Genomic DNA, 23,433 nt, shown 5'->3' with positions numbered 1-23,433 from the left:
CCACTGGGGAATATTTTCGACCTTCCGGAGCGTTCCGCACACCACTCACCCCTATATGATCCGAGACTTTTGCACGCTGGTTTTTTGTCTGATGACAATCCAGGTCGCTGCTCAATCCACCCCCGAAGTATCCTTCGGACGGGTGACCGACGAAGAGCGTGCGCTAATGGAGGTGCCCGGTGACCCCACGGCCGATGCATATGTGCTTTACGACCGCCTGAGTCTGGATTTCGAATACAGTGATTCGGACGGGCCGTCGCTCACCGAGCGCCACCACCGCCGCGTGAAACTGCTCAAACCGTCCTCCTTCGACCGGGCCAATATCACGCTGACCTTCAACCGGGAATACGCCGAGATCAGTGAAGTGGAAGCCTTCATTCACCTCCCCGGCGGCGGTTCCCTTCCGGTACCGGCCGCACAGATATACCGCGAGAAACTTGAAGGCACCCGCGAAGCGTTCAAGTTCACCTTCCCCCAGGTAAGCGAAGGCGCGATCGTGGAATACCGGTACCTGGAAAGGCGGAAGAATATCCTCATACCCTCATCGTACACTTTTCAGGAGGATATACCGGTACGTTGGGCCCAGTACGACGCAATGATTCCGCCTTATTACCGCTACGTTTCGCTCACCGCGCCGCGTCTTGACGTTAACGAGGTCAAGCTGACGCCCCGCGCCTGGGGTCCCCGCTTCAATACCGGAGCCTACAATGGCGGTCAGCAAAAGATCGAGCATTCGGACATCCTCTGGGCGATGCGCGACCTGCCCGCTTTCCGCAATCAACCCTACAGCAACAACGCCGGCGATTACCTGCCCAGCGTCCGCCTGCAGTTGCAGGCCGTGCAGTACCCCGGCAGTCCGGAGCGGTCCATTTTCAGCAACTGGAAGGAGACGGTCAAGGAACTTCAGGACCGGCAGGATTTCGGGCGGTACTACCGCAACAAGATCAACTACAATGCTTTGTGGAAAGCCGCCGAGCCCCTGATCGCACAGCAGGCCTCCGAGGGCGAAAAGATAGAGGCGGCCTACGCCTTCATCAACCGCAACATCAGCTGGAACGGCAATTACGACATGCTGGCTTCCAAGACTCCCGACCAGGTCTTTCAGTCGAAAAGCGGCAATTCCGCCGATCTGAATATTGCTCTGTTGAGCCTGCTCAACGAGGCCGGGGTGGAGGCCCACCCCCTGTTGGTATCCCTGCGCAACACCGGCGCCCCCATCGAGCAGTACCCGCTGCTTCATCAGTTCAACCACCTCATGGTTTACACCGAGGCGGACGGGAAGCCCTTGCTTCTGGATACGGGATCGGCCGACCGCCCGGCCGGTCTGCCCCGCGAGCGCGCGCTCAACCACCGGGGCTGGGTAGCCGACAAGAGCGACCCGCGCTGGATCTCGCTGGACGTACCCTCGTCGCGCCAGGTTATGATGCTCGACGTGGACGTTGCGGAGTCCGGGGAGGCCGAGGTAGTCGTCAAGTCGCGGATGCTGGACTACTTCGCCTTTGATGGCCGTACTGCCCTTAACCAGCGGAAAAGCGACGCCGAGGCCCCGATGGTACCCGCCATATTGCAGGTAATGCCCGAGGCACGCGTCACCTCCTTCTCCGCCGAGGAACCGGACGACGCACCCCGCAACCAGTTCACCTACGAACTGCGCCTTACGGCCCCCGTGGCGCAGGCGGTCGACGACCACCTTTATATTCAGCCCATCCTGCTGCCACTGGTAGACGGTGAATTGGCCGACGTGGACACGCGCAGCTTTCCTATCGATTTCCCCTACCCGTGGCAGCAGCGCTACGTGGCCAACCTGCGGCTACCGGCGGGCTACGCCCTTGAAGAGGCCCCCGCTCCCGTGCGCCTGCGCGCCGCCGACGGAAGTATGACCGCTACCTATCAGGTACAGGAGGTTTCGCCCGGCCACGTTTCGGTCGTCTACACCGTCATCCTGGATCGCACGCTATACGCCGCCGATGAATATCCGGCCCTGCGGGAAATGTTCCGCCGCATTACGGAACTGCAGACCTCACCCCTTATCTTCAAGAAACAACTATGATTCGTCCCTGCTTGCTTTTCTTATTCATCTGGGCGGGGGCGCAGGTGCAAGGCCAGTCCGAAGCGCTGGGCGTTTTGGCACTACCCGATAGTCTGCGGCAAAACGCCAACTCCGTAGTGATGGCTCACGACCTGGAGTACCGGGTAACCTCGCTGCGTTCGGCTACCATTCTCGAGCGGTGGGTCGTTACGCTCCTGAACAGTCGGCACGATCGCGAGGATCTGATCATCGCCGCCTACGATGGAGAATCGAAGATCAATACATTCGAGGTAGCGGCCACCGATCTGTTCGGCCGGGAATTCTTCCGCGCCAAGAAGGGAAACATCCAGGACGAACGGGTCACCTCCGAGGTATCCTTCCTTGAAGATCGCTGGGTACGGTACACCAAAGTGCCCTGTACCGCATACCCCTGCACGATCGCGGTGGAAATCGAGCGAAAGCTTACCGACTTCGCGGCCATGGCCTTTCCCCACTGGAGTCCTGTACAGCGCGATCAATCCTTGGTGAAGTCGACCTTCACCGCTTACGTGCCGAATGAGATAGACCTGCTTTACGCTTCCTCTCTCGTGGCCGACCCGCAGGTGTCCGTGGAGGGTAAGGACCGGATTTACCGCTGGACCCTTGAGAATATCCCCGCCCAACCGAGCGAACCACTAGCGCCGGTGGCAACGGAAACGCTGCCTTACGTACGGGTGGCCCTGGGCGACTTCCAGATTGAAAACTACCGCGGCAGTTTCAGCGACTGGAGCCGGTTTGGAAGCTTCATCGGGAGCATCATGACCGGCCGGGACCAGTTGCCCGATCAACTTGCCGCGGAGGTACACGCCGTGGTGGAGGGCGCCGCTACCGACCGCGAGCGGGTAGACCGCCTGTACCGCTTCATGCAGACCCGCTGCCGCTACGTAAGCGTCCAGCTGGGCATCGGAGGCTGGCAACCCTTCAGCGCCACCTACGTCGATGAGAATCGCTACGGCGATTGCAAGGCGTTGAGCAACTACATGGGGGCCATGCTGAAGGAGGTGGGTATCGCATCCTATCCCGTACTCATCAACAGCTCCGATGTGCCGTACTATGCCATTCGGGAGGATTTTGCGACTTCGGCCTTCAACCATATGGTGCTGTACGTGCCGTCCGAAGAGATGTATCTGGAATGTACCAGCAAGCACGCCCCCACGGGCTACCTCGGGGAATCCACCCTGGACCGAGGCGTATTGTGGATTACCCCGGAGGGCGGGCGACTGGCGCGTACGCCTTCGCTCGTGCCGTCGGAACACGGTCACTTACGGTCGGTTACCCAAACGCTGGATGGCGACAATGCGGTGGAATTTGAACTCAGTGCCACCTACTTCGGTGGTGCGCAGGAGCTGTTTAGGGAGCTGGCGGCCTACTTCGGAAGCACGCAGGACCGCCTGGACTGGCTACACCGGAACAATTTTCTGCCCGACGTTTCCGGTAGTGCCTTTACATACACCGTTGCCGAGGACGCGCCAGAAGTTACACTGGCCTATAACACCACATTGAACAGCCGGGTACGCAAAATGGGCAGTCGTCGCTTTTTTGCGCTGAACCCTCACCCCTATACCAACATTCCCGATCCCCAGGAAGAGCGGCGCTTACCGGTAGATTACCGTACAACCCGATTCCTGGTTGATACTGTACGGGTGCACTACGACGAAAGCCTCGAGATTGAGTCCGGGCTTCTGAGCGAAGCCCTGGTATACGAGCACGCGGTGGGTGAATACCGCGCCGAGATGCGCGCTACGGATGAGGGCCTGCTGTGGATCCGGACGCTCTTACTGCGCCCGGCCTTGGTGCCGGCAGAGGAATTCCCTGAATTCCGGCAGTTTTTTGTCGACGTCGCCAAGGCTGAATCCATACAACTGGTCTTCCGCGAGCGTCGAACGAAATAAATAGAAGAAGCGCGAAGAAACAAATCTAAAAGAACGGTAAGGGGGAAATAACTCGTGCATGTAGGCAGTTTATCCGGCGGCAATATTGCCGTCCGGGGTTAACCATTTGGTATGGTTTAACCCTCAGCCTATGCCTTGCTATGTCCCAACAACTACCCTTTGTCTTTCTGTTCGTATTGTTTTCCACCACGCTGGCGGCCCAGCAACCCCGCAGCGTCGGGCACGGTCCATCACCGACAGACCCGAGACCCACCTTTGAGCTGCTGCTGCCGCCTTCCGTCCCCCTGGTGGCGAGCCCTGATGCCGCCGTGACCGAGAAATACCCCCTGGAACCATTTTATCAGCGGGAGACGGTAAACCTGGTACCGACCGGCACAGAAGATCAATCGGCATTCCACGCCGTGCGCGAACTGTTCGAAGACCTCTCCACGCTGCTGGAAGAACACGCCATTTTCATTCGGTCGATCTGAGTGGAATGGAAAATTTTGTCTCCTGTGAAGGCTGGGGGAGGAGTAGTCTGATTCCTCGGTAAATACAGAGCAACCTCAACCCACGCAGTGAGTGTGCCTCCTGCTTGAGGACTCATACGGCTATGTGTGCCATCCCGATTTTTTGAAAGCTTTTCACCGTGGCCCGTATCCAGCCCTTTACAGCTTTCAACCAGGCGGGGGAGCAAAGCAAGCCCGCGCGATAGGTACATCCAAAGATCTGCTAGACCAATTACCATGCAGCGCATGGGACGCATGCATGGGATAATCTTTGCACACCAAACCACCATCGACAAAACAAAACAGGTGTACCGGCACTGCCGGTACACCTGTTTGCGTGGTGGTCCTTTGCGGGTCTAGTACCGGTAGTGGTCGGGCTTGAAGGGACCGTTCTGGTCTACGCCGATGTACTTGGCCTGGGCTTCGCTGAGGTCTTCCAGTTCCACGCCGATCTTTTCAAGGTGCAGGCGGGCTACCTGCTCGTCAAGGTGCTTGGGCAGCATGTAAACCTTGTTCTCGTAGCTGTCGCGGTTGTTCCATAGTTCCATTTGAGCCAGCACCTGGTTGGTAAAGCTGTTGGACATTACGAAACTCGGGTGGCCCGTGCCGCAACCCAGGTTCACCAGGCGACCTTCCGCCAGGATGATGACGTCGTTGCCTTCGATGTTGTAGAGGTCGACCTGCGCTTTGATGTTATCCTTGGTGTGGCCGTAGTTCTTGTTGAGCCACGCCATGTCGATCTCGTTATCGAAGTGGCCGATGTTGCAGACGATGGTCTTGTCCTTCATCGCGCGGAAGTGCTGCTCGGTGAGGATATTGAAGTTGCCCGTGGCGGTGACGATGATGTCGGCACGGGGAACAGCGTTCTCCATGCGCTTCACTTCAAAGCCGTCCATGGCGGCCTGCAGGGCGCAGATGGGATCGATTTCGGTGACGATGACCCGGCAACCGGCTCCGCGGAGGCTAGCGGCGGTACCCTTGCCCACGTCGCCGTAGCCGGCTACCACGGCCACTTTGCCGGCCATCATGACGTCGGTGGCGCGGCGGATGGCGTCGACGGCCGATTCCTTGCAACCGTACTTGTTGTCGAACTTCGATTTGGTTACCGAGTCATTCACGTTGATGGCGGGCATTACGAGGGTGCCGTTCTTCATACGCTCGTACAGGCGGTGGACGCCGGTGGTGGTCTCCTCAGAAAGGCCGCGGATACCGTCGACGAGCTCGGGGTGATCGTCGAAGACCATATTGGTGAGGTCACCGCCGTCGTCGAGGATCATGTTGAGGGGCTGTCCGTCGGGGAAGGCATACAGCGTCTGCTCGATGGCCCAGTCAAATTCCTCCTGCGTCATTCCTTTCCAGGCGTAGACGGGTACTCCAGCGGCGGCGATGGCGGCCGCGGCGTGATCTTGGGTGGAGAAGATGTTGCAGCTTGACCAAGTCACTTCGGCACCGAGTTCGACCAGTGTCTCGATCAGCACTGCGGTCTGGATGGTCATGTGCAGGCAGCCGGCGATGCGGGCGCCCTTAAGGGGTTTGCTTTGGCCGTACTGCTCGCGCAGGGCGATCAGGCCGGGCATTTCGGCTTCGGCGAGGCGGATCTCCTTGCGGCCCCAATCGGCCAGGTTGATGTCTTTTACTTTATAATTCGGGCGGGTGTCCGTGGCGGGCATAAGTTTCGATTTTAGCGCGCAAAGGTAGGGTTTTTTGGTGAGTTAGACGTCGGACGTGGCAGTGCTGACAATTTTGCAGACGTCGGACGTGGCAGGCTCAGGGATTCTCAAATTTTTGAATATTTCATTCCGTAAAGCAAAATGAGACGCCGGGCTCTAAGTATATCCTAGGATTTCTGGGAATGACATTATGACAGACGTCCGACGTCTGCCAGCCTGGCAGGACTGACACGTCGGATGTCTGACACCAAATCCACAATCCCAAATCCCCCCTCAAATCTCCTCATTACCTTTACCGGCGATGACTCTCCAACACTTCCGCATATTCCTGTTCTGTGCCGTTATCTTGGCGGTACTGTTCCCCGCCGCCCCCGCCGGCACCTATCCCATTGACGGCTACGAAAAGACCGGCATCGAACGGCTGGTCCGTCTGGCGCGTATGGACAGCGCGGCCATCGTCCGCGCCTTGCCCTACGGCGCCCGCCACAGTCTCGAATACGTTCGGCTGAACCTCATGGAAGACCCCCTCGACAGCCTCCCGGCCGTTGACCCGGCGCTGCAGCAGGAGATCGGCAAGATCTTCCCCAACATGCACCCCTCTTACTCGGTAGCCGTGTTCGATATGACCCCCGGCCGCCCGCACCGCTACGCCGAGCGCAACCCCACCGCCGGCTACCAACCCGGTAGTGTAGGCAAACTCGCCGTGGCCACCGCCTTTTTCTGCGAACTGCAGAATATGTACCCCGACAGCATCCACAAACGCTGGGACCTGATGCGCCGCAAGGTGGTTAAGGCCGGCCCCTTCGGCGTGTACGACCACCACACCATCCCCATCTACGATCCGGAAACCGAGCGCTACTCCCGGAAGCGGGTCGACCCCTCCGACGAGTTCAACCTCTACCAATGGGTCGATCATATGCTCTCGGTCAGCAACAACGGCGCCGCCAGCATCGTGTGGCGCGAAGCCCTCCTGATGCGCGTATTCGGCGAGCGGTACCCCGACCTTACCTACGAGGAGATGATGGACTACTTCAAAACCACGGATCGCACCACGCTGCGCGACCTGGGTGAGGACGTCGTGAACGGTCCGCTCCGCGATATGGGCATTGACGGCGACGCCTGGCGGCTGGGAACGATGTTCACCCGCGGGGCCAGCGGCATCGTTCCTCCAAAGGGGGGAAGCATCGGCACGGTCCGCGGACTAATGAAGTGGCTTACCGCCCTCGAATCGGGCAGGGTAGTGGACGCCCCCTCCAGCCTCGAACTGAAGCGCCTGATGTACATGACCGACCGCCGCATCCGCTACGCCCACGCACCCGCCCTCGATTCTGCCGGCGTCTACTTCAAATCAGGATCCCTGTACGGCTGCCGGCCCGGCACCAGCTGCGCCAAGTACAAGGGCAACCGCATGAACTACATGAACTCCGTAGCCATCGTCGAGCAACCCGACGGCACCCGCTACCTGGTAGCCCTCATGTCCAACGTGCTGGGCCGCAACTCCGCCTACGACCACCAGGTGCTGGCTACCCGCATCGACAAGGTGATCCGCCGCACCCAAACACCCGACCCCAGCGAAAACATCGGCACGGGAGAGGATGCTGCCGAGAGTGGCAATGATTGAACCGACTCAATGTACTATTGAGTACATACAAGTTAAAAATGGCGGCCTTGCTCGCTACGCTCTCACTCTGGAAAAGTGCCCGGTTGGTAATACCAATCAAAGAGAATAGAGCCCCAGATAAGCGAAGCGAACAAAGCGGTCAAAGAGGCGATCTGAGTAGGGCCATCAAGCAACCGTTGCAAGCAAAGCTGCCAGACCAGCAAAGCCAGCAAAACCGTCAGATGAACGTAGTGAGCTAAGCCGCCAGCCGTGCAAAGCAAGCAGACCCGTCAGTCGAACGTAGTGAGCAAAGCCGTCAGACGAGCAAAGCGAACAGAGCTGTAAGACGGACGTAGCGAGCAGAGTCGCCAGACGAGCTAAGCGAGCAGAGCCGTAGGACGAGCTAAGCGAGCAGAGCCGCTAGACGAACGGAGTGAGCAGAGCCGCAAATTGTAAATGGTACTTTACCCCTTGTAAATTATAGAATCCCTACTGAGGCACAGCAGGCCGCACCTCCACCTTACTCGGCAGCGTCCGGGCGGGCATCTTCAGGAGGTCGATTACCAGCTGCCCAAGATCCTCGATCTGGATTTTCCAGGCGTCGCTCTCATCCGGCTCGTTGCCGTTGAAGTGCGTGGCTACCGAACCGGGCATGATGGTCGATACCTTCACCTCTTGTTTGCGCACGTCTAGCATTACGGCCTGCGTAAAGCCCACCACGCCGAATTTACTGGCGTTATACGCCGAGCCGCTGGCAAAGAAATTGGTGCCGGCCAGACTGGCTATGGTAAACAGGTAGCCCTTCGACTTGATGAGTTCGTCGATGCTGGCCTTCACGGTCAGGAAGGTGCCGGTGAGGTTGATATCGATCGTCTCGTTCCACTGCTCCTCCGTCAGTTCCTGTACCGGGGCGAAGTGCCCCACGCCGGCGTTGGCAACCACGATGTCCAGTCCGCCAAAGGTGTCGCGGGCCAGGGCTACGGCTTTCTGCTGGCTTTTCAGGCTACGTACGTCGGCTTCCGTACCCACGCAGCGGCCGGGATGGCCCAGGGCATTAAGGCGATCCGCGGCCTCGGTGGCGGCGTCCTGACTGCGGCTGGTAATGACGACATTGACACCATTTTCCATCAGTTTTTCGGCAATTCCGTAGCCGATTCCTTTACTGCCGCCGGTGACGTAGGCGGTCTTTTGCTTGAGATCTTTCATGCTGTTTGCAACGCAATCCTCCTTTAAAGGTTGGGGCCTGAACCAGGGTGCGGCGTAGGGTGTCTGTAAGTCTGATGGAGAAGTTGACCATTGGCATCACGCTTTCGGGCGGCGGCGCGCGGGGTGCCGCACACATCGGGGCGCTACGCGCGCTTACCGAAGCCGGTATCGAACCCGAAAAGGTCGTAGGCGTGAGCGCCGGTGCCTTGGTCGGGGCGCTCTACGCCGCGGGGGTGAGTCCGGACGACATGATGACCTTCGCCCTGGAGTCCTCCATCTTTCGCTTCTACAAGTTGGGTATGCCCCTTACCGGACTGACCAGCAGCGTCTACTTGCAGGAGCGCCTGGCCACGGTGATTCCCGACAATAGCTTCGAACAGCTGCAGCGACACTTCTACGTGGGCGTTACCAACCTGAACACCGGCCAGCTCGAATGCCACGACAGCGGTCCGCTGCACGAGCTAGTGGCGGCCAGTTGCGGTATTCCTTTCCTGTTTCGGCCGGTGGTCATCGACGGAGCGCAATACGTCGACGGGGGGGTGATCGAGAATATGCCCGTCAAACCACTGCTCAATCAGACCGACTTCATCATCGGCAGCAACCTGATGCCCTACGAAAGCCTCAAACCCGCCGACGTGAAAACCGTCATCGGGATCGTCTGGCGGTGCTTCGATCTGTCGATCATGGCCAACACCCTGCCCTCCGCCGAACTGTGCGACGTGGTACTGGAACCGAGCAACCTTAACGATTATCATATCTTCAACCTGAACCGCCTGACGGACTTGCACGACGTGGGGTACGAGCACACCCGCAAACGCCTGCCCTATATTTTGCGTTTGCTGGAAAGTAAGCGCGAGCTGCTCGAAATTTTATGATCTCACTCCTTTTCTTTGCTTTCCTTAGGCCCTACACAAAGCGGTCACCATGCTGAGCATCGTCAATACGCTGTTCAAAACCTATTTGGGTAGGTACCGCCGCGAGTTGCAGGCCCACTACGAACGCCCGCTTGAATTACAGGAGGAGGTACTTCGGCAGATTCTGCGCACCAACCGGTATACGGCCTTCGGCCAAGAGCACGACTTCGAACGCCTGATTACCGAACCCGAGCGATTCGCCACCACGGTTCCGGTAAGAAATTACGAGCAACATCGCCCCTATATCGATCGCATTCTGGCGGGAGAGGAGCGGGTGCTCACCCACGATCCGCCAGCCTGGATCGCCACTACCAGCGGTACTACCGGGGCGGTCAAGTTCCTGCCCATTCCCCAATCGGCCGTAGGGGCCATCCACCTCAAGGGCAGTTGGCTCAGCCTCGCGGCCCTGTACGAGAAGAATGAGGAACTGGAAGTCTTCAGCCACAAAAATTTGCTCATCGGGGGCGCGTACCAGGGTATCCATGAAGCTTCCGGACTACCCAAGGCCGACATCAGCGCCGCCATTATCCTGAGCATTCCGCGCATCATGCGCCCGCTTTACATCCCCGATGTACAGCTGGCTACTGCCCCGAACTACGAAGAGAAAATCGAGAAGATCGCCCATCAGGTTGCCTTCGAACCCGGCATCACGATTCTCGGCGGCGTACCCACCTGGAACCTGCCCCTCTACCGGCGCATTCTTGAAATCCACGGTGGAGACACCATGCTCGACGTCTGGCCGGATGCGGCCGTCTTCAAGCACGGGGGAGTCAATTTCGCCCCCTACCGCGCCCAGTTCGAGCGACTGTTCCCCAAGCCGGGCTTCATTTTTCAGGAGATCTATAATGCGACCGAAGGCTTCTTTGCCGTACAGGACCGCGATGACCTCCGGACCATGCTCCTGCTTCTGACTACCGGAATCTATTACGAATTCATCCCCTGGGACGACTATCAGCAGGGAAGTCAAGAGGCGGTTTCCCTGCAAGGGGTACGGGTGGATGAGATCTACGTCATGCTGATTACGACCGCCGCCGGGCTGTACCGGTATCCGATGGGCGACCTTATCCGGTTTACGGAAGTTGATCCCTACCGATTGGTCATCGTCGGTCGCACCCAGGAGTTCATCAACGCTTTTGGGGAGGACCTGCTGCGGTCAGAAGCGGAGGGTGCCCTGCTGGAAGCTTGTACCTCGACCGGGGCCTCGGTGCGGGAGTTTACGGTAGCGCCGCAGTACATCGAGGTGGACCGCAAGGGCCGCCACCACTGGTTGATCGAATTCGAGCGGGAACCCTCGGACCTCGAGCGTTTCAACCGGGCCCTCGACGAGGCGCTGCAGCGGCACAATGGCAATTACCGCACCAAACGCAGCAACGATTTCGCGATCAACCGACACGCCCTCACCGTCCTGCCCGACGGATTTTTTCGGCAGTGGCTGGCGGATCGCGGTAAACTGGGTGGGCAACACAAGGTGCCACGGCTGGTGAACCACCGGGGTGTAGTGGAGGACATACTTTCGCGCTTGCCGGCGCAGGAATAGGCACCTACCGGCCCAGAAAAGTCCACACCGCGCGCAAGGCCTGAGCAAGGCGGTTGGATCCACGAATGGAAATGGCCCCGGGGAGGTATTTTTCGTAGATGGCATAAATGGCCCGGCGGTCGGATGGGTCGGGATGTTCCCGCAGGGGGTCAGGGATCCAGGTCAAATCGGGGTGACACAGCAATACAAGGTCGTAAGGGCGCTCATGGAAAGCCCGCATCACACCAGGGGCACATTCGCCGTATTTGACTTCCGACCACACCCGGATCACTTCCGGACCAGTATCGCAAACGATAAAGGACGCTTCCGTGCGCATGGCTTCGTCCTCGGCCTGTCGTTGGCGGGTCCAGATCAATGGCAGGTCGGCCATGGAGTAGGGCCGGTCCAGGGCGTGGAGGTAGGCCCGGGCCTGTTCGGCTATAAAGATGCCGTCGAGCGCCCAGGCCAACTGTCGGGATAGGGTAGACTTCCCCGAGCTCTCGGGGCCGGTAACCAGAATCTTCAATTACCGCTCCAGCTTGATCCGGTCGCGTTTCTTCTGGGCCTTGAGTTTTTCGCTCTGCTCCTTCATCTCTTCACCCATTTGCTGGCTGGCTACAAAGCTGGCGGTCATGTTGGCCAGCATGTCGGAACCCGCCGTGGGGGCGTTGGGCAGCATGATGAGGTTGGAATTCACGTTTTCGCCCATGCTCTGCAGGGTGTCATAGTGCTGGGTGACCACGATGAGGGCGGATGCTTCCTGGCTGTTGATGCCCACGCTGTTGAGGATGTCGACCGACTCCTCAAGTCCCTTGGCGATCTCGCGACGCTGGTCGGCGATACCTTGTCCCTGTAAGCGCTTGCTTTCCGCTTCGGCGCGGGCTTTGGCAACAATCCGGATGCGGTCGGCCTCACCTTCGTATTCGGCGGCCAGCTTTTCGCGCTCAGCGGCGTTGATGCGGTTCATCGCCACTTTTACCGTGGCGTCGGGGTCAATATCGGTGACCAGGGCCTTGACAATGTTGTAGCCGTAGCTGGTCATGGCCTCCTGCAGTTCCGTCTTGATGGCGTTGGCGATATCATCCTTGCGTTCGAAGACGTCGTCAAGTTTCATCTTGGGTACCTCGGCACGGACCACGTCGAAGATGTAGCTGTTGATCTGCTCGTAGGGGTTGTCGAGCTTGTAAAACGCATCGTAGACGCTTTCCGGGCCGACGGCGAACTGCACGCCGACCTTCAATTTGACGAAAACGTTGTCCTTCGTCTTGGTTTCGACGTTGACGTCGAGCTGTTGCACCTTAAGGCTCACCTTGCCGGCGACACGGTCAATAAAGGGGGCCTTGAAATGGAAGCCCGGTCCGCGAATGGATTGAAAACGGCCCAGGCGCTCCAGGATGGCGGCGCTTTGCTGGCGGACGGTGAAGAAGCTTCCGGTAATTACCAACAGGGCAAATACCAGGATTACTATAAATGCGATTGACATGATCAGGGATTTATGGTAAGATAACGTTATTGACGATAAGCAGTTGCGGAAGGGACGGACGTTGGGCGCGCCTCACGGCCCATTGGTCGAAATCAGGGCGGCCCGGTGGCGTAGCCCGGGCGCCGATCCCTATTCTACCCTGCCAAACCGACTGGCGCGGCCCCTGGCCGCTTCTCCTTGCCCGGCACCCGCGCTCCGCCGCAAAAGGGTATACGCACCGAACGGGTCGTGGCAGGTAAGCCCGGTGAGCAGGGGCAATACCGGATAAAATCGCTATCTTCGCCGGACAAGCGCGCTCACGGGAGCCGCAAGATCCTGGTAATGCCTTAAGTGGCACTACCGGGTTTTCTTTTACTACGCTAAAGTTTACGCACGATATGTACGAACTGAACGATACCTATAAAGCCCACCTAGACGCGATCGCCGACGCGATCCAGGAAAGTCCCACCCTGGCCCAATACCTGGAAGAGGAAGAGGACGAATACTACGAAGCCCTGAAAGCTGAATTCGAGCCTCAGATCGAGGCCGCACACGAGCAGATCAACCACTATTCGCCATTCGAGATCGAAAGCTTTGAGCGGTACCTCTTGGACGACCGCTTTGAAGGACTGTTCCTGCCCCGGGTACTCGGGTACAGCGTACTGCGCCCCCAGATCAACGAGCACTACCACTATACGCGGCAGAACGACCACTTCGGGGAAGTGCTGACCTACATTGCCGGGAACATGAACTTCGACCAGCTGCGCAGCCGGATCGGCCAGGCCGTACAGGTAGGATTCGCCCTGAGCAGCGACATCTACGTAACGGGTCTGGTAGATGGCATCCCCACCAAGCGGGTACGTCAGTTCCTGCTCCAGCAGAAGTCCGACGACGCCCGCACGGCCGCCGGTCGCAAGCAGATCTACGACCGCTACAAGCGGCAGTTCATGAGCCGCAATTACCAGTACGCGCCCTTCCCCCTGGAGGCTGCCGAACTGATCTCGCACACCGATCACATGGTGGACTTCCTCCTGTACCGGGTATCCAACGCCGAACTGAACAACGACGCCCTGCCGGCACCCCTCTACCAGTTTGCCACCAACTCCGACTTCGCCGGCCGTAAGGAACTCATCGAACCGATTATCATCTATGGTGCCTTCCTGACCCCTGAAGGGGAAACGCGGGACGACATTGTCGCCGTCCTGAACCGGGAACGTAAAGAGAATCCCGAACGCGTAGAAGCACAGGTGATGAGCTTCCTGCTCCGCCTCAAGAACGACCCTAAAGTAACCTTCGGTCCCGACCAGGAACTGGCCCTGGGTCAGATTGTCGACCGCAGCATCGAGGATGACCTGACTGCCTACTTCAACCTTACCGACCGCCTCCACAACGAAGGCTTCACCGAGCCCGACGTACAGGAAGCCATTCAGGCAGAAGTGCTGAAGCACGAGGGTCTGAGCGACTTCAACGAAAACGTGCGCAAGAGTGTACTGGTGTACTTCGACCGCCTGGCCGCCAGCCTCGGTACCGACGATTACAATGAGTGGTTCAGCGTCACCGGCAAGCAGTTCCCGGTCTACATGAAAATCTTCGCCAACGAGCAGTTCAACCAGGAACTGCGCCGCCTGGCTATCCGCTACACCAAGCGTTTGATCAAGGTACACACCAACAAGCGCGGCAAGGATTACCGGGACATCAAGAAGACGACCGTATCTACGTGGACGGACTACAACTTCATGACCGACAAACAGCTCAAGGAATTCTTCAAGACACCACGGAAGCGGAAGAAGACGGAGTCTTAGTCAGCGCGATATCCAGGACGTTGGTGAACGTCTTGGCGAAGTGGGCCGTCAGTCCCTCCTTCAAATAGTCATCGAGATCCTCATAATCCTGGCGGTTTTCCTCCGGGAAGATGAGGGTGTCGATGCCTACCCGGCGGGCCCCGATGGTCTTTTCCTTCACCCCTCCGATCGGGAGTACCCGCCCGGTGAGGGTGAGTTCCCCCGTCATTGCCAGGCTGTCGCGCGGCGGCTGCCCGGTGGCGAGGGTATAGAGGGCCAGGGCCATGGTAATTCCCGCGCTGGGGCCATCCTTCGGCGTGGCACCCGCCGGCACGTGCAGGTGTACCTGGTGCTTATCGTAATAGTGGTTGTCCTGACTGGTCAGTAGGGCCTTCACGTAGCTCAGGGCGATCTGGGCACTCTCCTTCATCACGTCCCCCAGTTGTCCGGTAAGTCGGAAGCCGGAAGATTCGGCTGGGATGCCCTGCGCCTCGATATAAAGGGTTGCGCCCCCGAGGGCGGTGTAGGCAAGTCCAAGCACGACGCCCGGGATCGGGGCGTCGTACAACTTTTCGGTCGTGAAACGGGGCCGGCCGAGCATTTCCTTGACGGCCTCCTCGGTAACTTCGAAACTGTGCTGCTCGGTTTCCGCCTGTTTCAGGACCAGCTTGCGAATGATCTTGCGGATTTGCTTTTCGAGGTTGCGCACCCCGGCTTCCCTGGCGTAGCGGTCGACCAGGAAGTCCAGAGCTTCGTCGGTGAAGGTGACCTCGTCGGTGGCGAAGCCGTGTTCCTTAAGTTGCCGGGGGATGAGGTACTGCTGGGCGATCTTGACCTTCTCATTTTTGATGTAACCGCTGAGTCGTATAACTTCCATGCGGTCTAGAAGGGGTCCGGGGATGGTGTCCAGCTGGTTGGCCGTGGTCAGGAAAAGGACGTTGGACAGGTCGAAAGGAACATCCAGGTAGTGGTCCATGAACGTTTCGTTCTGTTCAGGGTCCAGCACTTCCAGCAGGGCGGAAGCCGGATCGCCGTGGCCGCTACCCAGTTTGTCGATCTCGTCGATGAGGATCACGGGATTGCTGCTTTTGGCCCGATTGATGGCCTGAATGAGCCTGCCGGGCATGGCACCGATGTAAGTGCGGCGGTGCCCCTTGATCTCGGCCTCGTCGCGCATGCCGCCCACGCTGAAGCGGTAAAACTCCCGACCCAGGGCACGGGCAATGCTCTGGCCGATGCTGGTTTTGCCGACGCCCGGGGGGCCGACGAGGCAGATGATGCTACCGGCCACGGAACTGCGCTTGATGATGGTAGCCAAAAACTCCAGAATGTTGTCCTTGACGTCCTCCAGTCCGTAGTGGTCGGCGTCAAGAATGCGTCGGGCTTCGGCGATGTCGTTGGTATCCGGACTGAAGACTCCCCATGGCAGTCCGGCCAGGGTTTCCAGGTAAGTACGGGTGACGTTGAATTCCGGGCTCTGGGTATTAAGGGATCGAAGCTTACTCATCTCCCGGTCGAAGACTTCCCGCACCGCCTCGGGCATTTCTTTGCCTTCCAGCATTGCCAGAATACGTTCGGTGATGCTTTCTCCTTCGTCCTGTTCCTCGCCCAGTTCACGGCGGATAGCCGAGAGTTGCTCGCGCAGGAAGTACTCCTTTTGCTTGGCGTTGACCCCCTCTTCGATCTGCTGGTTGATGCGCGACTGGATCCTGGCAACCTGCAGCTCATCCTTGATGATGTTCAGCAGCAGCTTGGCGCGGTCGACGATGTTCCAGGTTTCCAGCAGTTCCTGCAGTTTGTCCCGCTCCGAACTTACGAGGTTGGAAATCACGTCGATGGTCTGTCCGGGCTTGTCGTAGTTCAGCTGCGTGACCACCATATTGACCTGTTCCTGGAATAGGGGGTTGAGGGCCAGCAGGCTTTTGATGTCGGAACTGATGGCCAGCATGTAGGCTTTCAGTTCGGGATCCGGCTTAACCACGGGCTGGTTGTCGTATTCCACCCGCCACCGCAGGCTTGGCTCGGTCTGTACTACCCGCTGCCGGCGAAACCGCTTGATGGTGCGGCCGAGGACCTGGATGCCGTTCGGCCCCATCGGCATCGCCTTGATGATCTGGTAGACCGTGCCTACTTCGTAGTATTCCGACTCCCGGTAGTCGTCGTCGTTGGTTTCCTTCTCAAGTACCGCGCCGATGTAGCCATCGTGCTGATCAATGGCGATCTTGATCGCGGTCATTTTGTCCTGGCCGCTGAAGGTCATGGGCAGGGCGGTGCCGGGGAAAATGGGGCGCTGGGACAGGGGTAAAATGGTCAGTAGCTGGGGCAGGGACGGATCAACAAGCTGCATGGCTCCGTCGTGCATCATTCCGTTAATATCGTTCTGTTGGGTTTCGTCTTGCAAGGGCTGCGGCTTTGGCTTTCGCTACAATACTGACGACCGTCCGTTTTTGTTCAACGGTGGAATTACCTTACACGCTATGCAAAAAACGATTGTTATAACGGGTGCCGCGGGGGGATTCGGAAGGGCCTGCGCACGGCGTTTTGCCTCCGCCGGCTATTTCCTCGGGCTGTTCGATCTGGACGAGCCAGGACTGCAGGAAATGCGGGATCAATACGGGGCCGAGCACTGCTTCGTGCGCCGGCTGGACGTCACCGACCCGGAGGATTGCCGGGACGCCATGGCGGCCTTCGGGGAGCGGACCGGCGGACGGCTGGACGTGTTGCTCAACAACGCCGGCATCATCAGCGTAGGCAGTTTTGACACGCTGCCGCTTGCGGCCGAGCACCGGGTCATCGACGTGAACGTAAAAGGGGTGATGAACATGGCATACTACGGCTACCCCTTGCTTAAGGCCACGCCGGGTGCACGGTTAATTAATCTGGGCAGCGCTTCCGCCCTGCACGGGAATCCGGAGCTCGTCGCCTACAGCCTCAGCAAGCGGGCGGTGAACAGTTTCACGGAAAGTCTGGACATCGCCTGGGAGAGGGACGACATCCGGGTATGCGACATTAACCCCATGTACGCACGTACCCCCCTCATCACCGAGAACCGCCACCTACTTCGCAAACTACCGGAAAGCGGGATCCGCCTGACGGCCGAGGACATCGCAGAGGCGGTATTCGGCAGTTTGTCCTCCAGCAAGGTGCACCACTACGTTGGGGCGGACACCAAGGTCTTCTCGGTGGCTGGTCGGTTTCTTCCTTTCGGTTTGCGGCGGTTTTTGCTGAAAAAGGTGATCGGCTATTAGTGATCCTCGGCCGCCCGGTGCAATTTCTTGAAGGCTTTGCCGAGGTGACTCACCAGGTCTTCGGCCAACAGGCTTTCCTGTTCCAGGTCGCGGGCCGCCAGGTCTCCGGCGAGTCCGTGCAGATAAACGCCCAACCGAGCCGCGTTCGCCGGAGCGTAACCCTGGGCCAGTAAGCCGGTAAGGATACCCGTGAGCGCGTCGCCGGTTCCGCCGGTGCCCATTCCGGGGTTGCCGGTGGTATTAAAATACTGGCGCCCGTCCGGGGTGGCAATGGAGGTGTAGCCCGTCTTCAGAATCACCACGCAGTTCAGTTCCCGTGCTTTGTTGCGCTGTAGCTCCCAACGAGCGAAGTCGTTTTCGGTAGCCCCGAACAACCGTTCAAATTCCTTGGGGTGGGGGGTGAGGAGGCTCCCGGCCGGTAGGTCTCCGAGCCGTTCCGGCGACTGGGCCAGCATATTCAGGGCATCGGCGTCGATAACCATGGGCCGGGAGAAATTGTCCAGCAGCTCAAAGAAGGCGTTTTGGGTAGCGGATCGGGTGCCTAGGCCCGGACCGACCCCGATGGTCTTATAAGCCCCCGGATCACCTACTGCAGTGATGATGTAGCGGTGCTCGTCGACGCTGCACATGGCTTCCGGCAGACTGATCTGGAGGATCTCGTATCCCACGCGGGGAATGTGCACGGTCACGAGTCCGGCACCGGCGCGAAGTACGGCACGCGCGCTAATCACGGCAGCACCCATTTTGCCGAAGCCGCCGGCCACCAAGAGGGCGTGCCCGAATGTTCCCTTATGATCGTTGGCGTGTCGCTTTTTAAGCAACTGTGCCACCGGGCCAGTCGTGAGCATCCGGGGCGTAGATTCGTCAACTTCTTCGAGTTGCAAGGGGTCGGCCAGCCTGAAGGAAACCAGATCCCAGTCACCCAGAAAAGTAGTGCTGGCCGGGGAGAACAGGGCAAGTTTTGGATACCCCAGGCTCAGGGTGGTATGCGCCTGCACCACCGCCCCGTCGGAGGGTTCATCCGTGCGCAGCCCGCTGGGCAGATCAACCGCTACCCGGACAACGGGCTGTTCATTCAGGTGCTCGATGAGGGTGGCCCAGTATCCTTCAATCGGCCGGCTGAGACCCGTGCCGAAAAGGGCGTCGATGACAATACTGCGCTTACGGAAGGAGGGTAGGGGGTCATTCTCCCGCAGGGTGCGGATGTGGACGCCTACGTCCTTGGCGCGCTTGCGGTTGATTTGGTTGTCGGGCGACGCGGGTGCAATATCAGCCACGATGACGCTGATCGTGTAGGCTTCGAAACGCAACAGCCGAGCTATGGCCAGGCCGTCTCCACCATTATTCCCTGGGCCACACAGCACCACGATTTCTCGGCTCTTGTCGGGGTACCGCTCAACGAAGTGCGTAGCCCAGGCGGTGGCGGCACGCTCCATGAGTTCCAAGCTGCTGATACCGTCCCGTTGCAGGGTGGCCTGATCGAGCGCCCGGTGCTGCTGTGCCGTAAGGATGAGCATGGTGGTGATTGGCTATTCTATTTCCAATTCGTCGTCCTTGCGATCGAACTTCAACACCCGCTTACGGCTCTTGAAGGGGACGTAGCGGTAAGGACGCTCCTGGAAATCGGAGAGCAGGGTATCCGCCGCGAGACTTGCCCGGTTAAGGCGCTGGTAGATTTCGTCGTCGGTGAGCAATTTACCGAGGGTACCCTCACCGTTCTGAACTTCCTGCATGACGGCGGTCACGCCGCCCAGGGCGCGGTCGGCTTCGTCGAGTGTACCGCGCAGCCGAACTATGCTGGCGTTCACTTCCTCCACGGTCTGCTGCAGCTCGAGGTTGCTCAGGTTACTGGTTAGGGTGTCCGCGTTATCAATGATGCTACTGATACTTTCTTCCTTATCACTGAGGGCACCGGTAAGACTTTCGAGGTTGCGGAAGGTAGAATTGATCTGCCGCGAGTTGGCGTTCATAATCGCCTGCAACTGGGCGGTGGTGGCCTTAAGGTTTTCCATGGTGACGGCCAGGTCACGGGAAGAGCGGGCGATCGGATTGTTGCTTTCTTCGCTGAATAGCGTCCACTGCAGACTGTCCACCGCTTCGGTGACCTGATCCTTGATGGCCGACGCGGGATCTCCGTCCGGATCGGTGCCCAAAAAAGAAGCAAGGATCCCCTTGGATGATCCAGTCAGGAAGGAGCCGCTCTCGGCGCAGTCTCCGTCACCAAAGCAGGGCCGTTCGTATTGCAGTTCAACGGCCTTTTCGCCCAGGAGGCTAACGGTAGTAATGTACGCGCGGGTACCTTCGGGAATGTTGACGTTCTTGCGGACCTCCAGGGTTACTACGACGAGCTTTTTCTGCTGGTCAAGTTGAATGGCCTTTACCGAACCCACCGATACGCCGCTGATCTGAACGGGAGTGCCTACCGTGAGGCCGGCGACGTCTTTATATTCTACGTAATAGGTCTGGGACGAAGTGAAGAGATTGCTCCCCTGAATAAATTTGAAACCCCAAAAGGCAAGTAGAATAGCCACTACGGCCAGGATTCCAATCTTTACTTCGTAACGCATAGGGAGGGGTCATAATGGGGGGCACATAACATGCCCTGGATGAAACACGGGACTGTAACACAACGGCCGCAAGTTAGGTTTGCCCGGCGGCCGCGGGGCAGATCATTCCTCGATCTCGTATTCCTTTATTTTACGGTACAGCGTCCGTTCGCTGATGCCCAGTTCATTGGAGGCCTCCTTGCGGCGGCCGTTGTGCTTTTTGAGGGCCTTGCTGATGAGCTCACGCTCGGCATTGGCCAGGCTGAGGTCTTCCTCCACGATCTCACTGCGGTCGTAGGCCCGCTGCAGGCCAGTATCCACGATAATGGGGTCTTCCGTGTTCGATCGGAATTCCTCCATTTCCACACCGGCCCGGCGGTCGATCTCATCGGCGGCATCGGGATAGGCACCGGGCAACTGGAGCGACCGAATCTTGCCCATATCGGGTACCCGCAGGTCATTGTTGCGGATCAGTTCGAAGATGAGACCCTTAAGGTCGTTGAGATCCGACTTCATGTCGAATAGTACTTTATATAGGATCTCCCGTTCCTGCATCCCGTCACTCGAGGCGTTCGCGGTTACTGCCGGCAGGTTGCGTTCGCGCAGTTTCGGCATCATGGAGAGGAGGTCGACGGCGGTGAGGTCGCGCTTCTCGGCCAGAATGCTGAGTTGCTCGGCCACGTTTTTCAGTTCGCGGATGTTACCCGGCCAGCGGTAATTCTCCAGCAGCCACCGGGCCTCATCGTCGATCTGTACGGGGTCGAAGCCCTGCCGCTCGGCGAAGTTGTTGGCGAAATAGCGAAAGAGCAGGTAAATGTCCTCCGGCCGCTCACGTAAACTAGGCAACTCAATATTGACGGTAGCCAGGCGGTAGTATAGGTCCTCCCGAAACTTTCCACTCTTGATGCGGTCCGTCAGCTTGCGGTTGGTGGCCGCCACGATCCTGACATCCGTACGCTGCACCGTGCTGGAACCCACGCGAATGAATTCCCCACTTTCCAGTACTCGCAGCAGATAGGTCTGGGTGTCAAGCGGCATCTCCCCGATCTCATCCAGAAAGATGGTTCCCCCGTCGTAGGTCTCGAAGTAGCCCTTGCGATCGCCGGTTGCGTTGGTGAAGGCTCCCTTGACGTGACCGAACAGTTCACTGTTGATAGTGCCCTCCGGAATTGCGCCGCAGTTGATGGCGATGAATTTCTCGTGCTTGCGCGGACTATTGTCATGAATGATCCGGCTGAAAACTTCTTTGCCGACGCCGGACTCGCCGGTGATGAGGATCGACAGTTCCGTAGGCGCGACCCGTACTGCGGTGTGCAGGGCATTTTCCAGGACGGGGGAGCGACCGACGATGCCGTAGCGGCGCTTGATACTCGTGTAGTTAGACATTTGATGAACTCTGGCTGCTTTCGCGCTGGTGCTTACTGGCGTGGGTTAATCAGATTCGCTTGTCCTCAAAGGACCCTCTGCCTTACCGGAATGCGGTGACAGTTGTTTGCTGGGTGCCCAGGAGAGTGGCACTGGTTGCGTCGTGAATGGTAACGTGAACGTAATCGCCGGGTGCGGACCCATCAAGTTTCGGGAAGATGACCATCTTGTTCTGGCTGTTCCTGCCTTTCCAATCCTGATCCGACCGCTTGCTGGCCCCTTCGATCAGTACGCGGTATGTTTTCCCGATGTCCTGCCGGTTAAGGGCGTCACTCAGCGCGGTTTGGCGATCGATGATTTCTTGCAGGCGGCGCTTCTTTACCTCCAGAGGCACGTCATCATTCAGCTTGCGGGCCGCTGGTGTACCAGGGCGCTCGGAGTAGTAGAACATGTACGACATGCTGTAGCGGGCGTAATCAATCATGCTCAGTGTGTCCTGGTGCTCTTCCTCGGTTTCCGTACAAAATCCGGTGATGATGTCGGAACTGATGGCGCAGTCCGGCATGACGTCATAGATGCGGTCGATCTTGGCCTTGTACCACTCCCGGTCGTAGGTACGGTTCATCAGGTCCAGTATGCGACTGTTGCCCGACTGGACCGGCAGGTGGATGTACTTACAGATGTTATCGTGGTCCCGCATGGTGTAAAGTACTTCGTCGGTGATGTCCTTTGGGTGACTGGTACTGAAGCGAATACGCAGGTCGGTATCAACCTGTGCGGTAAGCTTGAGGAGGCCGGCAAAATTGACCGTCTCCTGGGTTTCCGGATTGGTCCATTTGTAGCTGTCAACATTCTGGCCGAGCAGGGTGACCTCCCGGAAGCCCCGATTAAACAGGTCGGTAGCTTCCGCAACTATGCTGAAGGCATTCCGACTGCGTTCCCGGCCCCGGGTGTAGGGCACCACGCAGAAGGAACACATATTGTCGCAGCCCCGCATAATAGAGATGAAGGCTGTGACCCCGTTGCTCTGCAGGCGCAGGGGATTGATGTCGGCGTAGGTTTCCTCGCGGCTCAGGAACACGTTCACCCCTTTTTCACCTTCCTCCGCGCCGGCCACCAGACCGGGCAGGTCGCGGTAGGCATCTGGTCCGACCACCAGGTCAACAAGCTTCTCTTCTTCGAGGAATTTAGCTTTCAGACGCTCGGCCATGCAGCCCAGTACACCCACCATCGTGCCGGGGCGCTTACGCTTTACCTTGTCAAACACGCGTAGGCGTTTGCGCACCGTGTCCTCGGCTTTTTCCCGGATGGAGCAGGTATTGATCAGGATCAGGTCGGCCGCCTCGACGTTGCGCGTCGGGCCGTAGCCCGCTTCTCCGAGGATGCTGGCTACGATCTCCGAATCGCTGAAGTTCATCTGACAACCGTAGCTCTCGATGTAGAACCGTTTGGCGACCGCGGGATCCTCTAGCACAACCTCACCGTACACCTGGCCCTGGGCCGTTTCGTCGACGGTCTTGTCGGGCTTTAGTTCGTTGATGGTCGGATTGTCGTTGTACATCTGATGCCGCTTTAGCGCGCAAAGGTAGTATTTTTAGCTGACAGATTGTCAGTATTCAGGACTATAACTGTGGGGTAAAAGACCCTGCGCCATCCCGCTGACGCCCGCCCGGCAAC

Annotated in this window: 17 protein-coding genes; 8 read left to right on the top strand and 9 right to left on the bottom strand. The window is 58.6% G+C overall.

The genetic code is table 11. The annotated features are described in order from the left end of the window. Positions 1-55 precede the first annotated feature (55 nt). The 3 genes from E4021_RS03590 (at position 56) to E4021_RS03580 (ending at position 4,430) form a co-directional block, all read left to right on the top strand. Positions 56-2,050 (top strand): DUF3857 domain-containing protein, encoded by a 1,995-nt coding sequence (locus tag E4021_RS03590; RefSeq protein WP_136456534.1) that lies wholly within the window; start codon positions 56-58, stop codon positions 2,048-2,050. Beyond that, positions 2,047-3,960 (top strand): DUF3857 domain-containing protein, encoded by a 1,914-nt coding sequence (locus tag E4021_RS03585; RefSeq protein ID WP_136456533.1) that lies wholly within the window; start codon positions 2,047-2,049, stop codon positions 3,958-3,960. The genes E4021_RS03590 and E4021_RS03585 overlap by 4 nt, the downstream gene beginning before the upstream one ends. Positions 3,961-4,100: 140 nt before the next feature. After that, positions 4,101-4,430: a hypothetical protein gene (locus tag E4021_RS03580; protein ID WP_136456532.1), complete on the top strand. Its 330-nt coding sequence runs from the start codon at positions 4,101-4,103 to the stop codon at positions 4,428-4,430. A 374-nt stretch (positions 4,431-4,804) separates the two neighbouring features. Here E4021_RS03580 and ahcY read toward each other — a convergent pair whose 3' ends face one another. Continuing rightward, the gene (gene ahcY, locus E4021_RS03575) at positions 4,805-6,118 is read right to left on the bottom strand and encodes an adenosylhomocysteinase (protein WP_136456531.1); all 1,314 of its coding nucleotides are present in this window, start codon (positions 6,116-6,118) and stop codon (positions 4,805-4,807) included. 301 nt (positions 6,119-6,419) lie between these two features. On the opposite strand from ahcY, the gene E4021_RS03570 reads away from it, so the two are divergent. Continuing rightward, positions 6,420-7,739, top strand: a complete 1,320-nt coding sequence (locus E4021_RS03570; RefSeq protein ID WP_211096952.1) for a serine hydrolase — start codon at positions 6,420-6,422, stop codon at positions 7,737-7,739. A gap of 468 nt (positions 7,740-8,207) precedes the next feature. On the opposite strand, the gene E4021_RS03565 is transcribed toward E4021_RS03570, so the two are convergent. Further along, complete coding sequence (locus tag E4021_RS03565) at positions 8,208-8,924, bottom strand: SDR family oxidoreductase (protein ID WP_136456530.1); 717 nt, start codon at positions 8,922-8,924, stop codon at positions 8,208-8,210. Positions 8,925-8,998: 74 nt separating this feature from the next. Between E4021_RS03565 and E4021_RS03560 the strand changes: the two genes are divergently transcribed. After that, positions 8,999-9,799, top strand: a complete 801-nt coding sequence (locus E4021_RS03560; protein ID WP_136456529.1) for a patatin-like phospholipase family protein — start codon at positions 8,999-9,001, stop codon at positions 9,797-9,799. Between the two features lie 49 nt (positions 9,800-9,848). Next, positions 9,849-11,375, top strand: a complete 1,527-nt coding sequence (locus tag E4021_RS03555) for a GH3 auxin-responsive promoter family protein (RefSeq protein WP_136456528.1) — start codon at positions 9,849-9,851, stop codon at positions 11,373-11,375. 4 nt (positions 11,376-11,379) lie between these two features. Here E4021_RS03555 and E4021_RS03550 read toward each other — a convergent pair whose 3' ends face one another. Then, positions 11,380-11,880, bottom strand: coding sequence for an AAA family ATPase (locus E4021_RS03550; protein WP_136456527.1), 501 nt, complete (start codon positions 11,878-11,880; stop codon positions 11,380-11,382). Next, positions 11,881-12,837 (bottom strand): SPFH domain-containing protein, encoded by a 957-nt coding sequence (locus E4021_RS03545; protein WP_136456526.1) that lies wholly within the window; start codon positions 12,835-12,837, stop codon positions 11,881-11,883. Positions 12,838-13,214: 377 nt separating this feature from the next. Here E4021_RS03545 and E4021_RS03540 point away from each other — a divergent pair, with 377 nt between their 5' ends. Continuing rightward, the gene (locus E4021_RS03540) at positions 13,215-14,618 is read left to right on the top strand and encodes a hypothetical protein (RefSeq protein WP_136456525.1); all 1,404 of its coding nucleotides are present in this window, start codon (positions 13,215-13,217) and stop codon (positions 14,616-14,618) included. Here the strand turns inward: E4021_RS03540 and lon are convergent. Then, positions 14,581-16,998, bottom strand: coding sequence for an endopeptidase La (lon, locus tag E4021_RS03535; RefSeq protein ID WP_211096951.1), 2,418 nt, complete (start codon positions 16,996-16,998; stop codon positions 14,581-14,583). The genes E4021_RS03540 and lon overlap by 38 nt on opposite strands. A 76-nt stretch (positions 16,999-17,074) precedes the next feature. Between lon and E4021_RS03530 the strand changes: the two genes are divergently transcribed. Beyond that, positions 17,075-17,845: an SDR family oxidoreductase gene (locus E4021_RS03530; protein ID WP_168797453.1), complete on the top strand. Its 771-nt coding sequence runs from the start codon at positions 17,075-17,077 to the stop codon at positions 17,843-17,845. On the opposite strand, the gene E4021_RS03525 is transcribed toward E4021_RS03530, so the two are convergent. The 4 genes from E4021_RS03525 to miaB all read right to left on the bottom strand — a co-directional run bounded on the left by E4021_RS03525 (position 17,842) and on the right by miaB (position 23,317). Beyond that, entirely contained in the window at positions 17,842-19,362 is a 1,521-nt protein-coding gene (locus E4021_RS03525; protein WP_136456522.1) for an NAD(P)H-hydrate dehydratase, read from the bottom strand. The genes E4021_RS03530 and E4021_RS03525 overlap by 4 nt on opposite strands. Before the next feature lie 12 nt (positions 19,363-19,374). Next, positions 19,375-20,412 carry an MlaD family protein gene (locus E4021_RS03520; protein WP_136456521.1) on the bottom strand — a complete coding sequence of 346 codons (1,038 nt, stop codon included), beginning with the start codon at positions 20,410-20,412 and terminating at the stop codon, positions 19,375-19,377. A 102-nt stretch (positions 20,413-20,514) separates the two neighbouring features. Then, positions 20,515-21,777 (bottom strand): sigma-54 interaction domain-containing protein, encoded by a 1,263-nt coding sequence (locus tag E4021_RS03515; RefSeq protein ID WP_136456520.1) that lies wholly within the window; start codon positions 21,775-21,777, stop codon positions 20,515-20,517. Positions 21,778-21,859: 82 nt separating this feature from the next. Beyond that, positions 21,860-23,317, bottom strand: a complete 1,458-nt coding sequence (gene miaB / locus E4021_RS03510; RefSeq protein ID WP_136456519.1) for a tRNA (N6-isopentenyl adenosine(37)-C2)-methylthiotransferase MiaB — start codon at positions 23,315-23,317, stop codon at positions 21,860-21,862. Positions 23,318-23,433 lie beyond the last annotated feature (116 nt).

It is taken from the genome of Neolewinella litorea (genome assembly GCF_004803465.1).
In the GTDB taxonomy this organism is placed as follows: domain Bacteria; phylum Bacteroidota; class Bacteroidia; order Chitinophagales; family Saprospiraceae; genus Neolewinella; species Neolewinella litorea.
The sequence above is the reverse complement of the archived record's forward strand: the minus strand, read 5'-3'. Positions and strand labels throughout refer to the sequence as shown.

What these genes read in the sequence shown, in the direction of transcription:
- E4021_RS03525 (WP_136456522.1), bottom strand. Translation starts at nt 19,362, where the DNA reads ATGCTCATCCTTACGGCACAGCAGCACCGGGCGCTCGATCAGGCCACC.
- E4021_RS03565 (WP_136456530.1), bottom strand. Translation starts at nt 8,924, where the DNA reads ATGAAAGATCTCAAGCAAAAGACCGCCTACGTCACCGGCGGCAGTAAA.
- E4021_RS03585 (WP_136456533.1), top strand. Translation starts at nt 2,047, where the DNA reads ATGATTCGTCCCTGCTTGCTTTTCTTATTCATCTGGGCGGGGGCGCAG.
- E4021_RS03570 (WP_211096952.1), top strand. Translation starts at nt 6,420, where the DNA reads ATGACTCTCCAACACTTCCGCATATTCCTGTTCTGTGCCGTTATCTTG.
- E4021_RS03545 (WP_136456526.1), bottom strand. Translation starts at nt 12,837, where the DNA reads ATGTCAATCGCATTTATAGTAATCCTGGTATTTGCCCTGTTGGTAATT.
- ahcY (WP_136456531.1), bottom strand. Translation starts at nt 6,118, where the DNA reads ATGCCCGCCACGGACACCCGCCCGAATTATAAAGTAAAAGACATCAAC.
- E4021_RS03560 (WP_136456529.1), top strand. Translation starts at nt 8,999, where the DNA reads ATGGAGAAGTTGACCATTGGCATCACGCTTTCGGGCGGCGGCGCGCGG.
- miaB (WP_136456519.1), bottom strand. Translation starts at nt 23,317, where the DNA reads ATGTACAACGACAATCCGACCATCAACGAACTAAAGCCCGACAAGACC.
- E4021_RS03580 (WP_136456532.1), top strand. Translation starts at nt 4,101, where the DNA reads ATGTCCCAACAACTACCCTTTGTCTTTCTGTTCGTATTGTTTTCCACC.
- E4021_RS03515 (WP_136456520.1), bottom strand. Translation starts at nt 21,777, where the DNA reads ATGTCTAACTACACGAGTATCAAGCGCCGCTACGGCATCGTCGGTCGC.
- E4021_RS03540 (WP_136456525.1), top strand. Translation starts at nt 13,215, where the DNA reads ATGTACGAACTGAACGATACCTATAAAGCCCACCTAGACGCGATCGCC.
- E4021_RS03590 (WP_136456534.1), top strand. Translation starts at nt 56, where the DNA reads ATGATCCGAGACTTTTGCACGCTGGTTTTTTGTCTGATGACAATCCAG.
- E4021_RS03530 (WP_168797453.1), top strand. Translation starts at nt 17,075, where the DNA reads ATGCAAAAAACGATTGTTATAACGGGTGCCGCGGGGGGATTCGGAAGG.
- E4021_RS03520 (WP_136456521.1), bottom strand. Translation starts at nt 20,412, where the DNA reads ATGCGTTACGAAGTAAAGATTGGAATCCTGGCCGTAGTGGCTATTCTA.
- E4021_RS03555 (WP_136456528.1), top strand. Translation starts at nt 9,849, where the DNA reads ATGCTGAGCATCGTCAATACGCTGTTCAAAACCTATTTGGGTAGGTAC.